Source organism: Paenibacillus sp. F024 (assembly GCF_057814255.1).
Genome location: NZ_JBVASZ010000026.1, coordinates 14,118 through 38,023 on the forward strand (window position 1 = coordinate 14,118; position 23,906 = coordinate 38,023).

The 23,906-nt window shown below is 48.8% G+C and carries 24 protein-coding genes, 1 tRNA gene and 1 riboswitch; of the genes, 15 read left to right on the forward strand and 10 right to left on the reverse strand.

Features of this window, described 5'->3' with window-relative positions; all coding sequences use genetic code 11:
* Position 1 precedes the first annotated feature (1 nt).
* Together ACZYR9_RS21060 and ACZYR9_RS21065 are read left to right on the forward strand one after the other, a co-directional pair.
* Positions 2 to 1,024: a FecCD family ABC transporter permease gene (locus tag ACZYR9_RS21060; protein ID WP_488980422.1), complete on the forward strand. Its 1,023-nt coding sequence runs from the start codon at positions 2 to 4 to the stop codon at positions 1,022 to 1,024.
* A 115-nt stretch (positions 1,025 to 1,139) separates the two neighbouring features.
* On the forward strand, positions 1,140 to 1,817 hold the full coding sequence (locus tag ACZYR9_RS21065; protein ID WP_488980423.1) for an HAD family hydrolase: 678 nt from the start codon (positions 1,140 to 1,142) through the stop codon (positions 1,815 to 1,817).
* 68 nt (positions 1,818 to 1,885) lie between these two features.
* On the opposite strand, the gene ACZYR9_RS21070 is transcribed toward ACZYR9_RS21065, so the two are convergent.
* From ACZYR9_RS21070 to ACZYR9_RS21080, 3 genes are all read right to left on the reverse strand, one after another.
* Positions 1,886 to 2,350, reverse strand: a complete 465-nt coding sequence (locus tag ACZYR9_RS21070) for an MEKHLA domain-containing protein (protein ID WP_488980424.1) — start codon at positions 2,348 to 2,350, stop codon at positions 1,886 to 1,888.
* Positions 2,351 to 2,632: 282 nt separating this feature from the next.
* On the reverse strand, positions 2,633 to 3,388 hold the full coding sequence (locus ACZYR9_RS21075; RefSeq protein ID WP_488980425.1) for an IclR family transcriptional regulator: 756 nt from the start codon (positions 3,386 to 3,388) through the stop codon (positions 2,633 to 2,635).
* A gap of 256 nt (positions 3,389 to 3,644) precedes the next feature.
* The gene (locus ACZYR9_RS21080) at positions 3,645 to 4,880 is read right to left on the reverse strand and encodes a nickel pincer cofactor-dependent isomerase, group 22 (RefSeq protein ID WP_488980465.1); all 1,236 of its coding nucleotides are present in this window, start codon (positions 4,878 to 4,880) and stop codon (positions 3,645 to 3,647) included.
* A 360-nt stretch (positions 4,881 to 5,240) separates the two neighbouring features.
* Here ACZYR9_RS21080 and ACZYR9_RS21085 point away from each other — a divergent pair, with 360 nt between their 5' ends.
* The 9 genes from ACZYR9_RS21085 (at position 5,241) to gluQRS (ending at position 14,495) form a co-directional block, all read left to right on the forward strand.
* A complete protein-coding gene (locus tag ACZYR9_RS21085; protein WP_488980426.1) occupies positions 5,241 to 6,449 on the forward strand; it encodes a CaiB/BaiF CoA transferase family protein in 1,209 nt (402 codons plus the stop codon).
* Positions 6,450 to 7,409, forward strand: a complete 960-nt coding sequence (locus ACZYR9_RS21090) for a hydroxymethylglutaryl-CoA lyase (RefSeq protein WP_488980427.1) — start codon at positions 6,450 to 6,452, stop codon at positions 7,407 to 7,409.
* A 121-nt stretch (positions 7,410 to 7,530) separates the two neighbouring features.
* Positions 7,531 to 8,565 carry a Bug family tripartite tricarboxylate transporter substrate binding protein gene (locus ACZYR9_RS21095; protein ID WP_488980428.1) on the forward strand — a complete coding sequence of 345 codons (1,035 nt, stop codon included), beginning with the start codon at positions 7,531 to 7,533 and terminating at the stop codon, positions 8,563 to 8,565.
* Positions 8,566 to 8,618: 53 nt separating this feature from the next.
* Complete coding sequence (locus ACZYR9_RS21100; protein ID WP_488980429.1) at positions 8,619 to 9,068, forward strand: tripartite tricarboxylate transporter TctB family protein; 450 nt, start codon at positions 8,619 to 8,621, stop codon at positions 9,066 to 9,068.
* A gap of 13 nt (positions 9,069 to 9,081) precedes the next feature.
* Positions 9,082 to 10,587, forward strand: coding sequence for a tripartite tricarboxylate transporter permease (locus ACZYR9_RS21105; protein WP_488980430.1), 1,506 nt, complete (start codon positions 9,082 to 9,084; stop codon positions 10,585 to 10,587).
* 388 nt (positions 10,588 to 10,975) lie between these two features.
* Positions 10,976 to 11,734 carry a FadR/GntR family transcriptional regulator gene (locus ACZYR9_RS21110; protein ID WP_488980431.1) on the forward strand — a complete coding sequence of 253 codons (759 nt, stop codon included), beginning with the start codon at positions 10,976 to 10,978 and terminating at the stop codon, positions 11,732 to 11,734.
* A 15-nt stretch (positions 11,735 to 11,749) separates the two neighbouring features.
* Positions 11,750 to 13,204, forward strand: coding sequence for an MFS transporter (locus ACZYR9_RS21115; protein WP_488980432.1), 1,455 nt, complete (start codon positions 11,750 to 11,752; stop codon positions 13,202 to 13,204).
* A gap of 209 nt (positions 13,205 to 13,413) precedes the next feature.
* Positions 13,414 to 13,490, forward strand: a tRNA-Asp gene (locus tag ACZYR9_RS21120).
* A gap of 105 nt (positions 13,491 to 13,595) precedes the next feature.
* Entirely contained in the window at positions 13,596 to 14,495 is a 900-nt protein-coding gene (gene gluQRS / locus ACZYR9_RS21125; RefSeq protein WP_488980433.1) for a tRNA glutamyl-Q(34) synthetase GluQRS, read from the forward strand.
* Positions 14,496 to 14,605: 110 nt separating this feature from the next.
* Here gluQRS and ACZYR9_RS21130 read toward each other — a convergent pair whose 3' ends face one another.
* The 3 genes from ACZYR9_RS21130 to ACZYR9_RS21140 form a co-directional block, all read right to left on the reverse strand.
* Positions 14,606 to 15,175, reverse strand: a complete 570-nt coding sequence (locus ACZYR9_RS21130; RefSeq protein WP_488980434.1) for a hypothetical protein — start codon at positions 15,173 to 15,175, stop codon at positions 14,606 to 14,608.
* A 3-nt stretch (positions 15,176 to 15,178) separates the two neighbouring features.
* Positions 15,179 to 15,733, reverse strand: a complete 555-nt coding sequence (locus tag ACZYR9_RS21135) for a DUF7010 family protein (RefSeq protein WP_488980435.1) — start codon at positions 15,731 to 15,733, stop codon at positions 15,179 to 15,181.
* A gap of 327 nt (positions 15,734 to 16,060) precedes the next feature.
* Positions 16,061 to 16,312, reverse strand: coding sequence for a hypothetical protein (locus ACZYR9_RS21140; RefSeq protein ID WP_488980436.1), 252 nt, complete (start codon positions 16,310 to 16,312; stop codon positions 16,061 to 16,063).
* Between the two features lie 324 nt (positions 16,313 to 16,636).
* A riboswitch (cobalamin riboswitch) is annotated at positions 16,637 to 16,824 on the forward strand.
* A gap of 150 nt (positions 16,825 to 16,974) precedes the next feature.
* Between ACZYR9_RS21140 and ACZYR9_RS21145 the strand changes: the two genes are divergently transcribed.
* Genes ACZYR9_RS21145 through ACZYR9_RS21160 form a run of 4 tightly spaced genes read left to right on the forward strand, consistent with a single transcriptional unit; the run spans position 16,975 to position 19,649 of the window.
* A complete protein-coding gene (locus ACZYR9_RS21145) occupies positions 16,975 to 17,733 on the forward strand; it encodes an energy-coupling factor ABC transporter permease (RefSeq protein WP_488980437.1) in 759 nt (252 codons plus the stop codon).
* Between the two features lie 4 nt (positions 17,734 to 17,737).
* Positions 17,738 to 18,022, forward strand: a complete 285-nt coding sequence (locus tag ACZYR9_RS21150; RefSeq protein ID WP_488980438.1) for an energy-coupling factor ABC transporter substrate-binding protein — start codon at positions 17,738 to 17,740, stop codon at positions 18,020 to 18,022.
* A complete protein-coding gene (gene cbiQ, locus ACZYR9_RS21155; protein ID WP_488980439.1) occupies positions 18,019 to 18,816 on the forward strand; it encodes a cobalt ECF transporter T component CbiQ in 798 nt (265 codons plus the stop codon). The genes ACZYR9_RS21150 and cbiQ overlap by 4 nt, the downstream gene beginning before the upstream one ends.
* Positions 18,813 to 19,649 (forward strand): energy-coupling factor ABC transporter ATP-binding protein, encoded by an 837-nt coding sequence (locus ACZYR9_RS21160; RefSeq protein ID WP_488980440.1) that lies wholly within the window; start codon positions 18,813 to 18,815, stop codon positions 19,647 to 19,649. Before cbiQ ends, ACZYR9_RS21160 begins: the two co-directional genes overlap by 4 nt.
* 85 nt (positions 19,650 to 19,734) lie before the next feature.
* Here the strand turns inward: ACZYR9_RS21160 and ACZYR9_RS21165 are convergent, their stop codons facing one another.
* From ACZYR9_RS21165 to ACZYR9_RS21180, 4 genes are all read right to left on the reverse strand, one after another.
* Positions 19,735 to 20,013 carry a hypothetical protein gene (locus tag ACZYR9_RS21165; protein ID WP_488980441.1) on the reverse strand — a complete coding sequence of 93 codons (279 nt, stop codon included), beginning with the start codon at positions 20,011 to 20,013 and terminating at the stop codon, positions 19,735 to 19,737.
* Positions 20,014 to 20,136: 123 nt separating this feature from the next.
* Entirely contained in the window at positions 20,137 to 21,258 is a 1,122-nt protein-coding gene (locus tag ACZYR9_RS21170; protein WP_488980442.1) for a Ger(x)C family spore germination protein, read from the reverse strand.
* Between the two features lies 1 nt (position 21,259).
* Positions 21,260 to 22,336: a GerAB/ArcD/ProY family transporter gene (locus tag ACZYR9_RS21175; protein WP_488980443.1), complete on the reverse strand. Its 1,077-nt coding sequence runs from the start codon at positions 22,334 to 22,336 to the stop codon at positions 21,260 to 21,262.
* Positions 22,337 to 22,359: 23 nt separating this feature from the next.
* Entirely contained in the window at positions 22,360 to 23,832 is a 1,473-nt protein-coding gene (locus tag ACZYR9_RS21180) for a spore germination protein (RefSeq protein ID WP_488980444.1), read from the reverse strand.
* Positions 23,833 to 23,906: the final 74 nt, after the last annotated feature.

Below are 23,906 nucleotides of genomic sequence, written 5' to 3' on the forward strand. Positions count from 1 at the left end.
GATGAGTTCATTCGTACAAAGCACCAAACGCCAAGTCATGAAAGAACGGCCCCGAACAACGCTGACGATATTGTTGGCGATTTTAATCAGCCTTTCGGTGGTGAACTTAGGCATCGGGGCTTCGCAAATTTCCCCATGGGACATCGTTACCTCCTTGATGGGAATCGGCGATGCCAATCTGGCTTCGATCATCCTGAAATTCCGGATGCCGCGGATTGCTCTGGCCATTCTGACTGGAGCCGGACTTGGCATCTCGGGAGTGATCGTTCAGTCGATCATGAAAAATCCTTTAGCCGCTCCGGATACGCTGGGCATTTCCTCGGGAGCCGGACTTGCCGCCATCATCGTTACCCTGCTCATTCCAGCCTCGTCCCCGGAGCTGTTGTCCATCTCCGCTTTTTTGGGCGGAGCTGTGGTTGCGGCTGCCGTATATTTGCTTGCTTTTCGCAACGGTGTAGAGCCTATGCGGCTTGCCCTGGTAGGCATAGCGGTTAGTGCGTTTTGCTCCTCAGGGATTCACTTTATCGTGTCCAAAGCCAACCCTAATGTGAATTCCGCATTAATCTGGCTCAATGGAAGCCTCTGGGGCAGGACCTGGGATCAGGTGCTCGAGCTTCTTCCCTGGACTGTCTTCCTTGCGCCCCTCTCATGGATCATGGCTGTAAAAATGGATTTGATCCATCTAGGCGATACGGTCGCTGCCGGTCTTGGAGTTCGCGTGCAAATGATAAGGCTGCTGCTGTTATGTTTTGCCGTCGGGATGACGGGGGCTTCCGTGGCGGCGGTGGGTACGCTCGGTTTTGTAGGACTGGTGTGTCCGCACATTGCCAGAAAAATCATCGGAGCAAAGCATCGGCTGCTCATCCCCGTATCGGGGATCATAGGGGCCATATTCGTTCTTACGGCAGATGCCATCGGCCGGGGGCTCATCCCTCCGGTAGAGATTCCGGCGGGCTTGATCGTTGCGATGATCGGCGTCCCTTATTTTATTTATCTGATGTGGAGGGAATCCAGATCGAAGTAGTCGATAATGTGGGCCCAGGCTATCCTCGGCTGTATTTTTAAAGCAGAGGTATGACTAAGCTTGACAACCGGACCGGCTTTATGCAATACTCCGTAAAAATACAGGAGGCCTGATCATGAACAATGCTCAAATCCAATGGATCTTCTTTGATCTTGGGGAAACGCTGATTGACGAATCGGCCCCCATAGCCGAAAGTATCCGTCAATTTATCGAGCAAGCCGCTCTTTTAGGTTATACATTTCGTCCCGAGCAGGTACAAGCCGCTCTGCAGGAGGCGTACCGCAAGTTCGCCCCGTTTCCGATGCGCAGTGTGATGGAGGCATGGATCCCCTCCGAAGAGCATCGGGCGCAAATCAAGCAGGGCATGGCGTACCGCAAAAGCATGGAGCGCCCGTTTCCGTCGGCTTTGCCCCTTTTACAAACCCTATCCAAGCGCTATCGTATCGGGATCATTGCCAATCAGGGACCCGGAACACCTGAAAGACTTGAGGCTTATGGCTTCGCCCCTTATATCTCCGTCTGCTGCGCATCGGCTGAGGCCGGCATGGAGAAGCCCGATCCCCGGTTTTTCCGCATGGCTCTCGAACAAGCGCAGTGCCGGCCCGAGCATGCGGTCATGATCGGCGACCGGATCGATAATGATATCATTCCAGCCAAGCGTCTGGGTATGAGCGCGATTTGGGTCCGTCAGGGAGACGCACGCTTTCAACCCGTCCCCTCCGGGAATGAAGCGCCGGACGCCATTTGCGAGACCATGGATGAGGTAGCGGCATGGTTTGCAACGTATGGTTGATTCCGGCTAAAAATAAACAGCACTGCAGCCCGTGAGCGGGTTACAGTGCTGTTTGATTGGTGCTCCGATTAACAATACTGATATTCAGTAAAGGCTGCAGCCTGTCCTCTATACTGCTCCTTGCGGTCCATAATGTTCCAAACGATAGCATTTACAATGTAAAACCGCCGCCCCGTGCTTGAAATGCGAATGCCCGTGTAGTTATCGACAAATCCGTTGGACGTCACGATTTCAAAAAATTGTTCCCTTGCTATTCGTTCCATAGGTTCTGCCGTTAACTGTGATGGCGTTCGGGTAAAGCTCTCCCAATCCATCTCCCACAATTGTAAGGCCGCTTGATTACCGTAGTTTAATACGGGATCGGATTCCGTTCCATGGGATAAAATGACGGTAGGACAATGAAAAAGCCTTTCCTCCAAAATTCCTTCTGTTTCCAACGGCAGCAGTTCTTTGCCTGTCCACCTCTTATAACTGTCAACCAGCATTTGGGCATGTTCCCGGCCTGCACCTATCCCCGATGTTGGCCTATTCATATCATGTAACCTCCCATGACTTTCGAATTGTCCATTTTGTTTCTTTGTCTCATGTCTTTCATCCATACAAAATCAGAATGAAGAACGTAATATATACCATCGCTCTAAAAGGAGGTCAGAAAAACATGATGCATAAAAAAAGAAAAGTGTTTGTGATCAAATTAAAGCCCGGTGAAAAAGCCATTATCATTTGTAAACATCACAAAAAACACCAGCATCGTATGAGCTAAGATGGATTGCAGCAGCACCCCGCTTTGACGGGGTGCTGTTTTATGTTCCGACTTACTGCCGATAGCCCATATTTCCGGACAATTCTAATGCCGCTGATTTTACTTTAAGACGGAATTGATCAATAATCTCCGGGGTAAACCGCATACTCGGACCGGAAATGCAGATGCTGGCTGACACCTGGCCATGGATATTGAATATAGGGGCTGCCACTCCGGCCACTCCGGCCGTTCTCTCATCTATACCGACGGCGCATTGATCCTTTCGGATAAGGGGGATTTCATTTTCTAATTTGGTTCGCGCTTCCTTCGATTTCACATGCCGAAGAATCAATTCAATATACGAAGGAGATTGAAAGGCCAAAATTGCTTTGCCCGAAGATCCTGCCCACAAGGGCAGCTTTTCCCCGATGTTGACAATGTGCTGCACGGACTGGAGGCCTGTATATCGCTGTACGCAAACCCGTTCTTGGTTGTCTATAATATACAGGCTTACGGTTTCTCTGGATTCATTGCGCAGCTGTTCCATAATGGGCTTGGCCAACTCTTTGATATCGATCGAGATTTCGGCAATATGGCCGAGAAAATACATTTTTTTACCCAGCTTGTACTTGAGGCTGTTCGGATCCTTCTGTACAAAATCATTTTGTTCCAGCGTCGCTAACAACCGGGTAGTCGTTGATTTGGCCAAATCGATTTTTTTTGCGATCTCCGTCAAAGACAGCTCATTGGTTTCTATCGTAAAGCAATTTAGTATATCTATCGAACGTTGAACGGTTCGTATCCCTTTCGCATCTTCTTTTTCATTCATCAGGCTACCCTCATCTCTAATTTCCCGTATCATACGGCAGAATTACGATGCAAAGCTTTTTTGATAGAACCTATTTTACAATTAAATCTCTTAATTCACCAGCATCCGCGCGATGAAAAAAAGGCATCCTTAAGGATGCCGTAACTCACTCCTTTTCTTCAATATTCAAAAGCAACTGATAAATGCTCTCCAGAAAAAAAGGCATTATATGATTCGGGGGAACCACTCTCCTTCAATTCATCGTCCCATCTCATGATCATTGATGAATAGGTTCATCCGATGCCAAAAGCGCAATGCCCTCTCCGGTCAGCCGGAGCTTCTCAAGATCCCGAACTTCGTTAAGCAGCGCACCGGACACCCACAGATTCTCAAGGTGCAAGGTATTCGGTATCCGGACAATTCTCAGCTGCTCCGGGTCCTTTACACCGAGGGAACGAATGGAAAGCCGGACAGCTTCTTCCTCGGACTCCGCAATGATGGGAATCATCGCCCGCTGAACAAAGGTAGAGGACAGATTGTTTAAGTAGGTGGATTTCCAATCGATCTTATCCACCAGTCTTCGCGTAGTAAAATCCGCTAATCCGATTCCGTTGGCATTACCATGGGAGGACTCGGCAAGATCGAGCACAACGATGCGTTCGATGCGGGGCGATTCTGGCTCCGGCTCACCATGGATGCGAAGCCGTCCAATGACATTGGTATCCATTCCGGTGCCGGAAAATCCCTTCCCCATTGAATCTACAATAAGAACATCCAAGCGTTCAAAGGGCAGCCCCGGCAGCATGGTTTTGGATTGAATAAGGAGTTCGGCCTCTTTTTGAGGAATGTCCCCGGGCTCCATTCCTACGATATCCGCCGTTTGCTCGAAAGCGTTTTCCAAAATACCGATGCCATAAACTATCGGACTATTCGACAGCACGACCTTGGCCATAGGTTCAATACATTCTCTTAAACCCTTCACTCCGAAACGGTGAAGATTGGCCGCGCCGGCGGGGTTGCCGAGACCGACCACCATCATCTTGCATAATCCGCTTTCCACGCGGCTCTTAAATGAGGTATGCGTTTTGATCCGGTTCACCACTACAATGCCGTCACTTTCATAAGCAAGACGGTTCTGGAAAACCTTGGTTCCATCCGGCAGGCTTCCCAGCTCCACAACATCAGCGGTCGCATGGATGGGAGCGCCTACCGCATCTTCAGTTACACCCAGTCCTCTAAGCACTTCTTTTTGCCCTTCTGGAGTTCCTCCTCCATGGCTTCCCATACTTGGGACCAGAAACGGTTCGGCTCCATTAGCACGCAATATCTCGCAGATTGTCCGCAGAATGTCGACGCCGCTATTAATTCCTCTGCTTCCGGCCGTCACAGCAATTTTGGCTCCAGGGCGCAGGCCTTGAAGAAAAACCGCCTTTTGCAGTTCTTCGCGAACCTTCTGAGCTACATCCGGTACCGATTTTCCTTCAAACTGCTGATGTACCGGATACATCATCATCTTTTTCAAAACTTTTCCGCCTCGCTTTCATATATGTCAAGCTTTAACCCCCATTCCTCCCCATTGGGCCGGCATGATTCCGGTTGAGTGATCCCAAATATCAGCCATTGATCTGTTTGTCTGGTAATATGTTGTCTGCCTTATTGCTTTATATACTATTCCAATATTATGCATCGATCAACCATAAATTGAGATTCAAACTCCATTTTTTTGATGACAAGGATACATAGGTCTGCTATAATGGCAAAAACAGGTTCCATTATTTGATTTTAAGTTACATAGAATGGAACTAATAAGAGGTGCTGCTTTCGCAAATGTAAAGGCTGGACCAAAACGTTAGGAACTTTTGAGGAGGGGCACATGAGCAAATCTAATTTTGGACCTTTGACCGGGCTTCGCATTATCGAAACCTCATCCGTGATTGCTGCTCCGTTCGCTGCCAGTCTGCTTGGCGATTTAGGAGCGGAAGTCATTAAAGTAGAGCTTCCCGGGGAAGGAGACGCACTCCGTGGAATCGGCCCTTATAAAGGCTCTGAAACCTTAAGATGGCCGGGCATTTCACGTAATAAACGTTCCGTCACACTGGATATTCGTACGGAGGAAGGCAGCCGAATCTTTAAGAAATTAATCCGTACTGCTGATGTCCTTATCGAGAATTTCCGTCCTGGCACCTTGGAAAAATGGGGATTGGGATATGATGTGCTCAAACAGGTCAACCCGCGGCTCATCATGGCAAGGCAAAGCGGCTACGGACAAACAGGACCTTATGCTAAAAAGGCCGGCTTCGGGACACCTTGCACCGCTTTTTCCGGTTATACGTATTTGCAGGGCTATCCCGACCGGCCGCCCATTTCCCCATCATTCTCTTTGCTTGATTATGTTTCAGGCATCTTTCTTGCTTTCGGCACCGTAAGCGCTCTCATCCATAGGGAAACCGTTTCCCCTAAGGAAGGCCAAGTCGTCGAGCTGGGGCTGTATGAGGGGATGTTCCGGATGATGGAATTTTTAATTGCTGAATATGACCAGCTTGGCATCGTGAGAGAAAGAAAACCGATCTTAACCAGTCACTCCAGTCCTGCCGGCACTTATCAAACAAAGGATGGAAAATGGGTTGTTCTGGTTTGCAGTACCGAAAAGACGTGGGAACGTCTTGCGGAAGCTATGGGCCGAACAGATTTATTGAACAATCCGCGTTATCTTACCAATAAAGAACGGCTGCAGCATGACGCAGAGCTTCAGGAAATCGTAAAGGACTTTATTGGTCAATACGATTACAAAGAACTATTCGAAAAGCTGGATGCATGCGGAGTCCCCGTCTCCCCGATCTACAGCATTGAAGATATTTTTAATGATCCTCACTATCACGCGCGAGAAAACATATTAGAAGTGGACCATCCGCGATTAGGCAAGATCAAAGTGCCGGGCGTCGTACCGAAGTTTTCCAAAACCCCCGGGGCCATTCGGCATCGTGCACCCGAGCTGGGTGAGCATAATGAAGACATTTTAGGAAAAGAGCTCGGCTTGTCAGCAGATGAGCTTGCCTTGTTGAAAAAAAAGGAGGTTATTTGAATGGCGGAAGGTAAACCATGGGTTACGCCGGACCGGGTAACGGTTTGGGAGGTTTGTCCGAGAGACGGTTTTCAAATGGAACCCGAATGGATACCCACGGATCAAAAGGTGCGGATTATCCGGGAGCTGGCCAAAACCGGCATTAAACATATCGAAGTCACCTCCTTCGTTCATCCCAAAGCGATTCCTAATTTAAGTGATGCGGAGGAGGTCGTCAGCCGGGTTCAGGATCTGGAGGGAGTTCAATTTCGCGCTCTTATCCCGAATCTTCGCGGGGCCCAACGGGCCATTCAGGCGGGAATTAAGAAGTTTAAGCTGATGCTGTCCGCTACCGATTCACACAGTCTCTCCAACATGAACTGTTTAACCAAAGAGGCGCAAGAAGGCCATCTTCCCATGGTGGAGTTAGCGGTTAAGCATGGAGTGAAAGTAGGCGGCTCCATAGCTGTAGCGTTCGGCTGCCCGTTTGAGGGGAAAGTCCCTATCGAACGGATCATATCGATCATAGAAGGTTATCGGCAAATGGGGATCAATGACGTTTCGTTGGCAGATACCTCAGGGGTAGGGAATCCGAAGCAAGTATATGAGATGTTGGGCAGCTTGCAAGGTTTATTTCCGAGCTTCACCTTCTCCATGCACCTGCACAACACGCGGGGATTGGCTCTTGCCAATGCGGTAGCCGCCCTGCAGCAAGGAGTGGTTGAGTTCGACAGCTCCATTGCGGGACTAGGGGGCTGTCCATATGCACCCGGCGCAAGCGGGAATGTGGCGACAGAGGATCTTGTCGATGCTTTCTCGGAAATGGGAATCGATACGGGAATTAACCTTTCAGCCTTATTGGAAGCGGCCAAAGAGGTGAAGCAAACGATCGGCCATGACGGAGGCAGCTTCGTTCTCAAGGCAGGCCCTAGCTCCAAGCTCTACGCCAAAGCGACAGGACAGCAGAAGCTGGTCAACTAATAAGCCTTACTGGAGTTCGGCAACTCTCTACTCCCATTGGATATGGAGAGCGGCAAGAGCTATTACATTCTTTGTTGTAAGCGGTATCAATAAAATTTAATTTTTAGGGGGCGTTCCCACAATGAAGGTTAAAAAAATCGTATCGATATCACTGATGGTGGCCTTAACGTCTGTTCTGGCGGCATGCGGAGGACAACCGGCACAGCAGGGTGGCGCCAGCGGTACCCCAACCGGTGCTCAAGCAGCATCGAAGTATCCGGAGAAGCCGGTCAAAATCGTAGCCCCGAGCGGAGCCGGAGGAGGATGGGATACGACGGCGCGCATGGTGTCCAAGGTGCTGGGCGAAACCAAAATTGTGTCCGTCGGGCTTCCTGTTGAGAATATCGAAGGCGGAAGCGGCAAGGTATTTATGGAATCCTACATGAAAAATAATGTAGGCGATCCGTACACCATCTTCGTCAATTCACCTCCGATGATTTTAAACGCACTGCAGGGCTTCAAATATTCGTTTAAAGACGTGACGCCGATTGCGGGAGTCATTTCCGAGTTTGCAGGCTTTGCGGTACAGGCTAATTCCAAATACAAAACGCTGCAGGAAGTGATGGACGCGCTGAAGCAGGATCCGTCATCAGTTAAAGTGGCCGGGGGCTCAACGCCCGGGGGGATGGACCATCTGGCGTTTATGCTGGCTGCTCAAAAAGCTGGCGTGGACATCAAAAAGATCAATTATGTGCCGTTTCAAGGCGGAGGCCAAGCCATGACGGCTCTATTGGGTAACAATGTCGATCTGGTCAGCACCGGAATTTCCGAAACGTTGGGGCAAGTGGAAGCCAAGCAGATTCGGCTGTTGGCCATCACGGCCACGCAGCGGCTGGATGGTGTGATTTCCGAAGTTCCGACATTGAAGGAAGCCGGATACGACGCCAGCTTTGAAATTTGGCGCGGATTTTTCGGACCCAAAGACATGCCGGCCGATGCCAGGAAATATTGGGAGGATGCTTTCGAAAAGATGACCCAAACGCCGGAATGGCTTGAAATCCTGAAAAAGCAAAAATGGGTCGACGCTTACAAAAACAGTCAGCAATTCACTCAATATCTGGAACAGCAGTCCCAACAAATCGGAGACATCATGAAGGAGCTTGGCATCAGCAAATAATCCGGCAGCCGATACGGGGGACGGCGTCCCCCATTTTTCCGAAGGAGGTTCCTATGTTCGATCGGTTCGTAAGCATTGCCATGTTCATCATTGGAGCGGCAACCGTGTATGCTTCCGGCCAGCTCCCCAAGCCGATTTTTGCCGGTCAGCTGGGTCCGGGGGTGTTTCCCATGGGGGTCGGGTATGGCATCATTCTGATATCGGTCCTGTTATTTTTGGAAAGCCAAAAACAAGCGCAAAGAAAATCGGAAAATCAAACAAGCGGCCTCCGCTGGAACCGCCGCTTCTGGATGAGTGTCGGAGTGATCCTCCTTTACCTTCTTATCTTTAAGCCGATTGGCTTTATCCTCAGCGGATGTTTACTGATTTTTGCATTCGGATGGCTGCTGGGCGCAAAAAAATGGGTCCCGCTTCTGAGCATTTCGATCCTTTTCCCGGCCGCCATTTATTTCGGCTTTCACGCGCTGGGACTGAATTTGCCTTCCGGGATTTTACCTATCTAAAAGGATGGTTGCTATGGACATTTTCAACAATCTGATTGAAGGGTTTTCCGTTGCCGTTACACCCGTGAACCTGCTTCTCGCTTTCGTCGGAGTGTTTATCGGAACCCTTTTGGGCGTTTTGCCGGGAATCGGACCGATCAGCGGCGTGGCGCTTTTGATTCCGGTAACGTACGGTTTGGGACCCACCAGTGCGATCATTATGATGGCAGGGGTGTATTATGGAGCCATGTACGGAGGCTCCACCACCTCCATTCTGTTGAATACGCCGGGAGAATCCGCGTCTGTCGTGACAACGCTCGACGGCTATCAAATGGCGAAGCAGGGCAAAGCGGGACCGGCGCTGGCCATCGCGGCGATCGGCTCATTTGTGGCCGGAACGTTTAGTGTCGTAATGCTGAGCTTTCTGGGTCCTCCGCTGGCCAAATTAGCCTTGCAGTTCGGTCCCCCGGAGTATTTCTCGTTAATGCTGCTTGGACTTTGCGCGGTAACGGGATTAGCCGGCAAAAGCATGAACAAGGCCTTTTTAACGCTATTCATCGGAATCTTGTTGTCGATGGTCGGCACAGACCTGCTGTCCGGAGAAGAGCGCTTTACGTTCGGCGTTTCCAATTTGACCGACGGCATAGATTTTCTGATTGTTGCCATTGGCGTATTTGCGTTGGGCGAGGTACTGCAAACCATCGTTTCACTGAAAGACGGAAAAGCCGAGCGGATTCAATTATCCGGTAACATCATGCCCTCCCGGGATGAATTGCGGCGTTCAACCGGGCCTATTCTTCGCGGATCGGTGCTGGGCTTCTTCGTGGGTGTGCTTCCGGGTGCGGGAGCCACGATCGCCTCTTTCATGTCATACAATCTGGAGAAGCGACTGTCCAAATTCAAGCATTTGTTTGGTAAAGGGGCGATTGAGGGCGTGGCTGCTCCGGAAAGCGCCAATAACGCAGCGAGCGGAGGAGCGATGGTCCCCCTGCTGACTTTAGGCATCCCGGGCAGTGGAACGACAGCCATCCTGCTGGGAGCCTTGATGATTCACGGCATTACACCCGGACCGCTTCTATTCGAAAAAAACATTGATGTGGCTTGGGGCTTGATAGCGAGTATGTACATCGGCAACATCATGCTTATTATACTGAACCTGCCTTTGGTCGGGATGTTCGCAAAGATTATCGATATCCCGCAAAAATATTTGCTGCCGATCATCGTCGTCATCTCTGTCGTCGGCGTCTACGGAGTGACAGGCAACATTTTTCACTTGTACCTCATGCTGGGGTTTGGGGTAGCGGGTTATTATATGAAAAAATACGATTACCCCGGCGCTCCGATGATTCTGGGTATTGTACTCGGGCCTTTGATGGAACAGTCCTTGAGACAAGCCCTAATTATGAGTAATGGCTCCTATTCCATCCTGTTCTCCCGCCCCCTCTCTCTCCTGCTTCTGGTGTTAGCCTTGCTATGGGTGCTCGGTCCCATCCTGCTCAAGCGTATGGGAAAACGAGTATTGGTCGTGGAGGACGAGTAGAGGCAGATTGGCGGTCGCGGGCACAATCCCGGGACCATACACCCATGTTTGTCGCGGTGCCGAAGCACAAACATGGGTGTATTAAGTTTCTATTCCCGATTTACATAACAAAGATGGGTAAAATCCCCTGCTATTCCAACCGCTTGTTTTAAATACGGGAGACCTTTTACCGCAACATCATCATTTCTCCCCCCCACCCCTCAGCTCCGGAAAGATGTCCTCAAGAAACGTTTCTTCTCTGCCGTCCAATGTACGAAAATTCTCATTCGGTACGCCACGGTACATTTATAAAAATTTCAAATTGACGGTGAAATCCAAAAAGTGGTAGTATAAAATCGTAAAAGGTTAGACCATTAGACATTTTACATTAGAGAGGGTGATAAAGCCATTGGAGGACAAAGGTCAGAGGGGATTGGACCCTATTTTTAATGCCGTGCGTCCTGCCCGAGGGTTTGAGGAAATTGCGCAGCAAATTCAGCAAGCGATTACAGGAGGGTTACTTAAACCGGGAGACCGCCTGCCCAATGAACGGGAGCTTTCCAACACATTTCATGTCAGCAGAGCCACTTTAAGAGAGGCGCTGCGGCTTTTGGAGGGAGCCGGGATCGTCGAGGTCGTTCGCGGAGTTCAGGGAGGCGTGTTTGTCACTTCCCCCAAGCCCGCAAAGGTGGCTAAATCTATCGAGGCGCTTATTCGATTTCACGATGCTTCATTTTCTGATCTTGTGGAGTTCCGTGGAAATTTTGAAGCGGAGACGGCTTATTGGGCGGCCCAAAAAGCAACGCCCGAGCAAGTCCGGGAATTGATGGACATAGCTGAAAAATACGCTGCGCTCATCGAGACATCTACTTGGGCTGAACTCGTTGAATTGGACGTGAATTTTCACCAAAACGTAGCCAATGCCTCACAAAACTCCATCCGGATCGCCATCATGTACGGAATCTACGGTGCGCTATTTGATGCGTCACTGGCCTTAACCGAATTGGATGAGCCAGATTTGAGAAGCAGAGCGGCTGAAGAGCTTTTAAGTATTGCAAAAGCCGTCGGTCAAAGGGATTCTGATTTGGCAAGGCGTTTGATGCTGGAGCATGTGGAGTGGAACCTACAATTGGAACAAAACTTATTGAATGAGACGCGATTGCTCTAAGGGGGCCGGTGAACAATGTCTGCTGCAGGTTTTCAGGATCAACGAATCCGAACCATCTGGGGGGTAGCTTTGGGGTATTTTATGGTACAGCTGGCACTAGTACCTGTGAATGCCATGCTGCCTACTCTGCGCCATGAAATGGGAATCGGCGTGGGTGCATCCGGATGGATCATGACGACATATTTATTGTCGCTTACCAGCTTTTTATTGATTGCCGGCAGATTGGGGGATCAATTTTCCCATCAGCGGATTTTCAAATTAGGTATTGTGATTTTCGGCATTTCATCCCTGTTTGCCGGACTGGTTACCGACTATACCCAGCTGATCATATGCCGTGCGGTTCAGGGGCTGGGTGCGGCCCTGTTTTCGGGAAACAGCATGGCGATCGTACATAAATCTTCTACAGAGGAGAATCGTGCGAAGACCATCGGTTATCTGACTTCGGCTGCGGCACTGGGAAGCTTTCTGGGCATCATCATCGGTTCTATGCTGATCCAATTCATTAGCTGGCGATGGCTTTTTCTGATTTGCATCCCCATTTCAGTCCTAAGCTTTTTTCTCATTAAAAACGATCCACAAAAGGAAACCCAACGAAACTGGAAACAAATTGACATTCCCGGCGGCATCCTGTTGTATCTGTTTCTTGTATTGGTTACGTTCTCCTTCAGTACGGGACCTAACGATCATGCCGGCCACGGCGGAGAGATCGTGTTGACGGAGTCCCCCTCCCTGATCAAATGGGACTTGCTTCTGCTCTCCCTTCTCTGTTTGATCTTGTTTGTTATCGTGGAAAAACGCGCGAAACATCCTATGGTGTATTTCAGCCAATTCCGCAATATTGCCTTTACGGCGTCTGTCGTTTCGAATTTTATTCTGCATTTTGTCATGATTTCCGTCGTCTTTTTTGTTCCTTTTCTCGTCGAGGAAGGACTCCGGCTGGTGCCTTTGTATACGGCTCTGGTTTACCTGTCGGTAGAAATTATGAACGCGGCACTTCCCCCGCTGAGCAACTATCTGTACCATCGCAAAAAATATTACTGGCTTCGTCCGGCCGGTATGGGCATAGTGACCATGGGCTTTATATTATACTATTTTATGGTGGATCAAGTAGGAATTGCGGGATATATGCTGCTCGGCTGTTTAATCGGTTTGGGCATGGGGAATTACTGGTCTATCAATAACCATGTGATTATGGATCAGCTGGAGGACAAATACCGAGGCTTCTCCTCCGGTATGCTGGAAACGACCCGGCAGATGGGGCATGCCATGTCATCGGGAATTGCCGCCGTGGTGATGAGCTTTGCGCTGGACCAACACAGCGGGCACAGCGGGCATGGACAAGGAATGGAGGCTTTGTATTCCGGGACCCAATCGCTGCTCCTGATCGGAATCTTTATGGCTTTTGCAGCCTTTTTACTGTCCATGATTAAGGGCAGAAACGAAGCCCGAAACGGATTGGATCTAAAATGAAATACGCTGTAGGAGGACGCGGCATTCCGGGGCTGCAGCCAACCGTTAAGCCACCTAGTGCAAGCGTCCTCCTACAGCTTGTGTGACGATTCATGCGGAACGTAACGACGCGAAAAAATGATCGGGTCTACAAAGGGCTTGTCAGATCGTATCCAATCATGTTATTATACTACTTGTGTCTGAAACACGACACATAATGATGAATGTGTGGAGCCGTGGTGTAGAGGCCTAACATGCCTGCCTGTCACGCAGGAGACCGCGGGTTCGAATCCCGTCGGCTCCGCCATGATTTACATCCTGTGAGGGATGAGAACGATCTTACATAACCTTAAGAACACCGAGCAGAGCGACATGTCTGCTCTTTTTTGTATTCTTCAAGGAGCGTGAGCGTATGACCCGCCGAGGACGTTTCGCACCAACTCCATCCGGACTGCTTCATATCGGCAATGCATTCACCGCCCTTGCCGCATGGCTGCACATGCGCCAAGCCGGCGGTGAATTCATACTGCGCATTGAGGACATCGATAAAGCCCGTTCCCGTCCCGCCTATACCGAGCAGCTGCAGGAAGATCTGCTTTGGCTGGGCATCGACTGGGATGAAGGGCCGCGCACTGGCGGTTTCTGCGCGCCTTATGAGCAAAGCCGCCGTGAATCGCTTTACGAGGAAGCGCTGGACCGGCTCCAGCAAGCCGGAAGGCTGTATCCGTGCTATTGCAGCCGAGCTGAGCTGGCATCGGTCGGCAGCGCCCCTCACGGGCTGGCGGCCGAAGGCGCTGCCTATCCCGGCTTATGCCGTTCGCTCACAGCCGAGGAGCGGCAGGCCAGAGCTGCGAAAAAGACACCTGCCCTGCGGTTCATCATGCCGCCGCATCCGCTGACATTCCACGACGCGCTGGCCGGACTGCAAACGTTCGCAGGCGAAGCTCTGAGCGACTTTGTCGTCAAGCGCGCCGACGGCATGTTCAGCTACCAGCTCGCGGTTACGGTCGACGATGCCGCCATGGGCATCTCGGACGTGCTGCGCGGGGCCGATCTGCTGGATTCGACGCCAAGGCAGCTGGCGCTTTATGAAACGCTTGGACTTCAAGCTCCGGAATTTGCCCACGTTCCCCTGCTGGTCGATGCAAGCGGCAAACGTCTGTCCAAGCGCGATAACGCGCTAACGCTTGCCGCGCTGCGCAGTACGGGGGTTCCGCCGGAGCGGCTGCTGGGCGGCCTGGCCTATTTGGCGGGTTGGATGAATTCCCAAATAGGCAAAAGAGACGAGCTAAGAAATCAGCTGCTTTCGTGACTGGCTTTCAACCCGCATAGTCAAAACATACGTGGTCAACGGGATCAACTGCAGGGCATGAAGTCCGAAAAAATGAGGAACGCGCAAATCTCCGAAAAGTATGCTCCAGTTCAGAAAAAACAATCCTTCACCGCCGTCAGCGCCCCAACCGAATGCCGATTATTGCCCGCCATGTATCCCCCGATCACCGACCCGACGATCGAAATCAGCAGCCCGAATCGCAAGGCTGCGGCCAGATGCGGGGACAGCTCCAGCCGGGCAAGGAGGAGATATACCCAAAGGATGATGGCCGCAATCGTCACGATCCCAATCGTAATCCCCATCATCGAGTATAGTGCGGCATCCAGCGGCGTCTCCAGATTAAAGTGCGACCTCTTGCCTTGAGCCGCTTGGAAGCTAATCATACCGATATCGATGATAAACCCGGTGGAAGTCGTATACGACACCAGCTTTTGAATCACGCGATTACGGACATAACGCATGATATAAGCAAAGGTCAACGAATATACAACGATAGATAAGGCAAACTTTGCCGGCTTTATCCAAACATTGAGCCCAAGGAGAGTACGGGAGTCGACCAGTGCCAACAGCACAAACAGAACAGAGAGAAAAATGTGACTTACGCCCAATACCGTCAAACAACGATCATGACGATAAAGCTCTCCAAACCAGCTTCTCATGGTTTAACTTTCCCTTTCCAGGTCGTTTTTGTTTTCACGCAGCAGCCAAATTACGGTCATGCTATACACCAGAAAAAGAACAAGAGGAACCAGGGTGTAGGCTTGAGATAAGAAAGCGCTGCCTAGAATTAAAGCCGATACGGTCGTGCCAATCGTTAAAAACAGATACGCCTTGCTGTTGTAAATCCATACATAAACAAGAAAATGCGATCCGCCCAGAAGTCCTACCGCGAGGGGGATCCATTCCGGTGCGACTTGAAAAATCACGATAAACACCGGAATATAAAAGCCCTGCACTCCGGCCATCAAACCGCCCAAGGTTCCTAACGGATTGTCTTTAGTCATTATCGTTACTCCCAAAATTCTGGCAATCCATAGCCCCAGCGGAAAAATGGAGCCCAAGCCAATGATCCAAATCAGGCGCACCGTTTCAGCCGGAAATAATGCCGGTGCCAAAGTAAGAAAAAGCATAAAGACAGCGCCTGAGATCAGAATCGGATATCCGCGCTGAGAAGACTGTATGAGGTCTTTTCTAAGTTCATCTAATGTACGAGTCATTTCATCCCTTCTTTCCAGGTATAAGAAATCGGTCACTAAAGCAAATGTAATGTGTATCTCCCTTATTCAGAGCAAAGGGGATGCTAAATGATAAACTAAATCCCGAGCATATCCATAGTAAAGAGGAGACTCCGCCTAAAGACAGCGGCATGGTCAGAAATATAATCATAGTCATTATGAGGAACAAAACAACGATGGCAGCTGCAAAGTTTACGGCAGAGCTAAGAGAATATGCCCGCTTTTTTACCTCCTTCCTGCTGTTTCTCCCTGAGTCTCAGGTTGATTCTCGTTCGGCCAAGAGGCCTTATCAAGCAAAAAACCGCTCACTTACAGCAGCGGCATCAGATCCTTATGCTCTTTTTTCATTTGCAGGGCCGATTTGATCGCCTCTTTGCGCAGCAGGTCTCTTACGGTTGAGGAATTCTCAACAAAAAATGTTTCGCATCTGCTCAAATTGTAGAGTGCTCTTTTTGCCGCCTCGCCGGCCAGCTTTTCACATTGCAATAAATAATAACAGATGCTGTAACAATCCATTTCGTGCTTTCTTAAGAAAGATATGCGATCCTTTTTATCCATCATCAGATCATCCCTAACTTTTCTTACTTATTCCATATTTTAAAGGGTTTTCACTTGCTGAATAGTACTATTTTCTTCTAGTACCCTTCATTAAGTATATAGGGCGAATATAAACAAAAGTTAAACAGATGCTAAACAATTTCTTAATTGTAGTCCGCGTCCTTTTTGCAGCATTCATCCTCCGCGTTTCGTAAAAGGAACAGTGAATGAATGGAGGATTTCGATAGACAAACACTCTAATTCGTGTTATAGTTCAATAAATTTGTGTTACATAGAGGAATTTATCGATCGATAGCGAATTTGTAGCATGGATTACCACAAACCAACTGCATACTTAATAGATCAGGTGCCTTTGTACTGACAAAGGGTAACAGGGAATCGGGTGCAAATCCCGAGCGGTCCCGCCACTGTATTCGGGGAGTTTCTCTCAGCATGTCACTCGATGCTCCATCGGGGAAGACGGGAGAAGATGTCGATCCGATAGCCAGGAGACCTACCTGATTTATGCACCCGAACGCCTTCGAGGAAAGGAGTGGTGTACGAACGATGAAGCGACGATCACGAAGGACAGCCGATCTTGTCGTCTATTATTTCGTACCCCTAACCAATCCGGCAGGATTGGTTTTTTGAGTTTTATGATCATATACTAGGGAGGAAATGTGAACATGTTGTCCAAAAAAGTCATAAGCACGCTGCTGTTAGTCCTGGGCTTTACCCTTTACCTGAGTATCAATGACCCGCAGTCCGCCTATGCCATGCATATTATGGAGGGCTTTCTCCCGTTCGGATGGGCCATCTTCTGGTGGGCTGTATTTATCCCGTTCTTCATTCTCGGACTCCGGGCTTTAATGAGAATTACAAGGGAAACGCCGGAATTGAAAATTTTACTCGGCGTGGCCGGAGCCTTCATCCTCGTCTTGTCGGCGCTCAAAATTCCGTCCGTAACGGGAAGCAGCTCGCATCCGACCGGGACAGGCCTCGGCGCGGTCATGTTCGGCCCGCTGCCCATGAGCGTGCTAGGCTCCATTGTCCTGCTGTTTCAAGCGCTGCTGCTGGCCCATGGCGGGTTGACTACCCTTGGCGCCAATGCCTTCTCCATGGCTGTCGCCGGCCCTATGGTCGGTTTTGCCGCTTACCGGTGGATGATGATATCTACGGGAAAACAAAAGCTGTCCATTTTTACGGCGGCCGCTCTGGCTAACCTGTCTACCTATGTCGTCACTTCGATTCAACTAGCCTTGGCGTTCCCGGCGGATAGCGGCGGCGTTCTCGCTTCTTTCGCTAAATTCGGAGGCATCTTTGCCATAACTCAAATCCCTTTGGCCATCAGTGAAGGTCTGCTTACCATATTGATATGGAACTGGCTTAAGGCCAATAGCTCTGAGGAATTATCGATGCTGCAGCGTAAAATGAAAGGAGTCTAATCTAATGAACCATCGCACAATGAACCTTCTCATCCTGATTGCCGTTGTCTTGTTGGCTGTTCTTCCGCTCCTGTTCGTCAACGGAGAATTTGGCGGTGCGGACGGCGCCGCTGAAGAAATGATTACCGAGATTCAGCCGGAGTATCAACCCTGGTTTTCTCCGCTGATGGAGCCTCCGGCAGAGACCGAAAGCATGCTGTTTGCCCTGCAGGCAGCCATTGGCGCCGGTTTTATCGGCTTTGCCATCGGATGGTTCAAGGGTAGGGCTTCCAAAACCAAAACTCCATGATCAAGCTGATCGATACGCTCTCTTACACCAACAAACTGCGCTCCGTTTCTCCGAGGTGGAAATGCGGATTCGCGGCCGTGCTGATGGTACTGTCTTATTTATCTCATCCCATCATCCAATTGCTGATCATCGCCTGGATGTTCATATGGACTGCCCTGTATGCCCGGATACCTGTCAAAGTGTACAGCCTGCTGATCGCGGCCTCCTGCCTGTTTTATGCAGCCAGTCTGCCGGCCATTATCATTGAGCTTACCTCCACCGGCCCGGTCTCGCCCGATGGGAGGGTCCTCTTTACGATTGCCCAGTGGACGGCCTATGTTACGGAAGCAGGCATGTACCAAGCCGGCAGCCTGCTGATTCGGATCATCGCCTGCTTGTCCTGCCTGACCTTTGTTATGTTAACGACGCCCATGTCCGATCTGTTTCAGGTGATGAGAGCATGGCGCGTTCCCTCTCTGGTACTGGAGTTGATGCTGATCATGTACCGTTTTCTCTTTGTGCTTTCGGATACGGCCCAGCAGATATATACGGCTCAGAAAGCCCGGGGCGGTCAGACCGGCTTCTACCGCAGGCTTAACGATACGGCCATCCTGATCGTTCGGTTGTTCGGCAAAACGATGCAGAGGTACAAGGTGCTTTCGCAGGGCTTAGTGGCTAGAGGATTTATCGATGAGATTCAATTGGCACCGGTTCAAGCGGCTTCCATGCCCTTTCGTTATACTTTGGAAAGTTACATCGGAGTGACTTTTTTATTACTTTTTGAGCTCTGGCTTCGCTGGGGGGAAACGATATGAAATCCATTATAGAAGCTCACGCAGTACATTACAGCTACCCGGGAACTCAAGCCGAGGCTCTTCAGGGCTTGACCATAAGCTTGCCGGAAGGCAAAAAAACCGCCATTTGCGGCCATAACGGGTCGGGCAAATCCACTTTGTTCCTGCATGCGGTCGGCATACACCGACCAGCTGCCGGAGAGATAAAGTGGAAGGGTACGCCCATGTCCTATCGCGCAGCTGATCTCAAAAAGCTGCGGCAGCAAGCTGGACTGGTGTTCCAAGACCCGGAACACCAGTTGATTCTGAGTACGCCATATGAGGATATTTCCTATGGTCTGCGCAATGCCGGGATATCCGAGCATGACATCCTTCAGCGTACCGAACATATCCTTGCGTCCATGGGTCTGAAACATTTGGCGAATACACCCATTCATCACTTAAGCCTAGGTCAAAAAAAACGTGTCGCCCTGGCCGGAGTGATGGTTCTCGAGCCCGAGCTGCTGCTGCTGGATGAACCTACCGCTTACTTGGACCGCTTATCCGAGCAGCGGTTAGTGGAAGAATTGGACCGCATTCATGATCAAGGAACTACCGTTGTCATGGCCACGCACGATATGAATTTGGCTTACACCTGGGCGGATTGGATCCTGGTGATCGATCATGGGAAATGTTTTCTGGAAGGCACACCTTACGAGGTGTTTCAACAGGAAGACTTGATCCGGTCGCTCGGTCTGGAGCCTCCTTTGCTGCTGCAGGTTTGGTCGAGTCTGCCCGGGCATATACGTGCAAAGAGCACTCCGCCCCGCAGCATCGCTGAGCTAAAAGATTTTATGAAGCAGGTATATACATAGACACAGAAAGAGCCGGTTCCCTTACCATACTCATCGGGAACCGGCTCTTATCCTGTATGGGAGTTACTTCCTGCCTTCTTTACCACTAATCCCCATAGCCTGCCAGACCTTTGTCCATCAGGTAGTCCATCTCCGCATCCAAAATCGCTTCAACGGCCAGCTCGTCCAAATGGATATCGGACCGGCTCATCACGTAATCGACAAGCTCGTCGCTGTCTATTTCCACCTCTCCTTTGGCATTCTCCTTCGCGCTGTTGATATATTTTTGTTCATGCTTTAATACAAGCATGATGGCTTTCGAGTCGGCATTGGTTTTGCCGGCTATGTATTGTACAAGCTCTTTCTCGTTGATTTGCTCGCTCATGGGGCGCCATCTCCTCATCGTGGTCTACAGCCTATTGTAACATAATGCTCCCGCGGCTGCCTCAAAGGTACATTAGCAAGCTATCACCGGCTGTGATTGAAGATCGGCCTCCTTTTGAACATATCATTGAAATTTACCATAATCCTTGATTTCCACTTTTACATTACATTGGATCTGAATGGAAGGGTAAACTTCTTTCCACTTCATGTTCTTCCAATCCTCATACTTCATGCTGTTTCTAACATGCTGACCGATGCCAAGGCTATCCACTTTGTTTTTTTGCATTTGATCAATCAAGAATTCTGCTCTCTTTTTTATATATTTGGATATCTCACTTTCCAATTCTTTGCGGTTTTGATTGTTACCTAAACGCAGCTTCCCCGTATACTCCAGTAAGGAGCCTTGGACATGAAGGTCGAACAGCACATGGAATGTATTGCTTTCATCCTTTGGAAGCACCTGTATTTTCCGACGATTCTTTATGGAGCCGAGTGTTACAGCTTCCGAGCGGTTTTTATTTTTTAATTTTAAATTGATTTCCCCTTGTCTCAAATCTCCACGCAAACAAGAAAAAATTAATGTGTCTTGTGACGAAATCTTGGTTTTGTAACGATCCTGGTCGAATAATCCAAGGCCTTCAATGGCCAAATGCTTGTCCCGATTCAGCTTTAGGATGGGAGCCACAGGATCAATGCCATCATCATACAAATCCCGGATAAAGTGATACATACTAACCTCCGGAATCGTTTTATTCATCTCTTCTTTTGACAAAAGCCTGTAGATATATTTCCCGGTTTCCGGTTCATCGGAAAAATCCGATTTCAATAAATTGGATGCACTTCCTTCCACTATAATCACTCTGACCCTTGGTCCGATCGACGGGTCCCGTACGAGCGTATCCACGTGCCGCCCAAGTCCCTGCTTGGCGATTTCTTTGCCAAAAAGAATATTTCTAAGCTGACCATTGACCAGCATTTTGCTCGTTTGCCTTGCTAAAATACCTCTAGCCTCTTTACTTGATGCGGATACGGCAGTTAAAAACTCTCTATTCTTTGCAGCAGCACTCTTGGAAATCGGTATACTGACCGATACGAGCAGATTCTTATTTCCTTTCTCATCCGCTAATAAATCGTAACTGATGGAATTGATCAGCCCCAGCTTTTCGAGCTGTCTTTTATCTGTAGAACAACCGACGGACAACAAAAGAAACAGGAGCGTCCAAATCAGGTATAGAGATCTAAACATATCATTGTACCCCTTGAGGCCTTCTCATCACGAGCAGAACAATCAAAAAACCGGGAATCAAAACATTGAAAAAGATTTGCATCAAAACTAAATATGCCAGCCAGTCCATCACTTTACTGAGGATGTCGGGTATAGCGGAAATAAAGAATGTAACGATGGTTATCAAAAATGACAGGAGCTTCGGAGGCGCTTTAACAAATAATCTTTCAAGGTAAATCTGGGCGATCCAATAATAGATGACAGTCGTGATAAACATTTTGAAGATAAAGAAAACAAACAATAGGTTTTCTATTCGTTCAACGAATGGGAGTTCGATATAAGCCAAGAGATCAAGTAAAGGGAACATGATGTTCAATAAAAGTCTGAACCCAAAGAAACCGAAGCTGATGATACATATGAAGATATAAATGAAGCTGGTGTACAGGTTGCCCAAAAGCACGGCGCGAAGAAATTTAGAGTTACGTTCGACGTAGGGAATTAAATATAACCCTATCTCATAGCCCAGCAGCGATCCGAATATCTGCAGCATCCCGTGAGCCATGTTCGTTCCCTCCTGGAACAAAAAGGGGGTAAATCTGGCCAGCTCGAATTCTCTAAAATGATAAAGCAGCAGCAAGGGCATCCATACGGTCAAATAGAAGAAAACCGTAGAAGCTTTCACGATATTGTATATCCCTTTGATCAACAAGGAAACTACCAGCACATCATAAAAAATTTTTAAAATTAAAGGTGGCGTGGTTTGAAACGAAAGCATTTGAAACATTAAAATGTATTGTTTTCCAATCAGACAACCGGAAATGGACCATACACTTGCGATGACAAAATAAAAAGGGGCAAGAACGAATTTGGGCACAGACGATTCCATAATATCGAATACGGATTGCCCTTGACCCAAACGATGCACGATGTAAAATAGCCCAACATTCATACAAACCAGCATGGAAGCAAAAAGAATGGAGATCCAGCCGTTTGTTCCAAAATGTTCAGCGGTTAACCGGGGGAGGCTGAACATGATTACACCGGACTGCACCAGATACATGAGCAGTCCAATGTGATACGGATTAATTTTTTCGCGCATACGAATCCCCCCATCCGACCTGTCTATTTCATTCTTTGTTTGTTCTGCGCTTTAGCTTGAGACGGTCTTTGGCGAAGCGACCAAAATGGCATACGAATGAAGGTATCCTTCCAGTCGTTTAAATTCATTGGAGCAATCGGAGTAAGGTAAGAGGTGCCTAAATTGGTCAATCCGGATAAATGAATGACGATCAAGCCGATTCCGAATAACAGCCCCAAATTCCCGAAAATACCGGCTGAAAGGATAAGTCCGAACCGGATTAAGCGAATGGAGGCGCTCATAATGTAACTGGGAATCACAAAAGAAGCTATCGCTGATGAGGCAACCGCTATAATTAATATATTGCTCGTTAATCCAGCTTGAACGGCCGCTTGTCCGATCACGATACCGCCTACAATGCCGATCGTTTGTCCGATTTTGGAAGGCAATCTGGCACCCGCTTCGCGCAAAAGCTCTATAGTGATCTCCATCAGCAGCGCTTCATAAATGGGAGGAAACGGAACTTTGCTCCGTGACTCCGCCAAATTCAACAATAAGGCTTGCGGAATCATTTCATAATGATAGGTCGTTACTGAAACATAGAATGCCGTAAAGGTAACGGTAATCATAAAGGCAATGAATCGGAGCAGCCTTAGTCCGGTTCCCAACAGCCATCGTTGATAATAATCGTCCGGTGAGGAAAAAAATTCAAAGAAGCTGGTGGGTGCGCAAAAGGCAGAAGGGCTTCCGTCAACCAGCCCCACAATTTTACCTGCAATCAATTTGGAAGAAACCACATCGGTTCGCTCCGTGGTAATGAACTGCGGAAAGACAGAGTTCGGCTGCTCATCGATCAATTGAACGAGCATATTTCCTTCGAATATTCCGTCAATTTCGATGTTCCTTACTTTGTTTACCAATCTTTGCACCAGGTCATCATTAGCGATATCCTGAATATACAGAAGGTAAATCGTAGTCTTGGTCACTTCTCCGACAGAAAGCTTGATGGTTTTTAATTTAGAGCTTCTTACTCTTCTGCGTATGAGCGACAAATTGGTTGCGACGTTCTCGTTTAATGCATCATGCGGACCTGTAATCACCGATTCCGTTTCCGATTGTTCAATGGATCTGGAGTCGGGACCGTATACGTTCACGGTATAGGTATGGTTCTTATGAAAAATGGCTGCGGACCCGTTTAACACGTTTTCAACGGTTTCGCTCTTGTTTTCGGGAACCTTAAATTGAGATTGCTGGAATATTTGCGGTAAATCGTCTGGTGAAGCATTTTCCAGCAGGTTTATGACCTCCCGGTTTAACTCGTTCTTGTTTACAAGATGATCGAAGTAAAACAAAGTCAGGTTTAAGTGGGGAAATGTTCTGGTTACAAGATCCTCGCAGTTCTCAAATTCCTTTTGGATATCAGCAGCCTTTGGCAGTTCAGATGGATTGGCGTTACAGGTTTCAAAGCTCCTGCCTTTTGTATAATCAATACCGAGCAAACGACGAAATTGATCCATTGGAACCTCCTTACATCAGCCACCCCTATATTTTGAATAATACATTTGGAAATTATACAAAATTAAGCTAAATG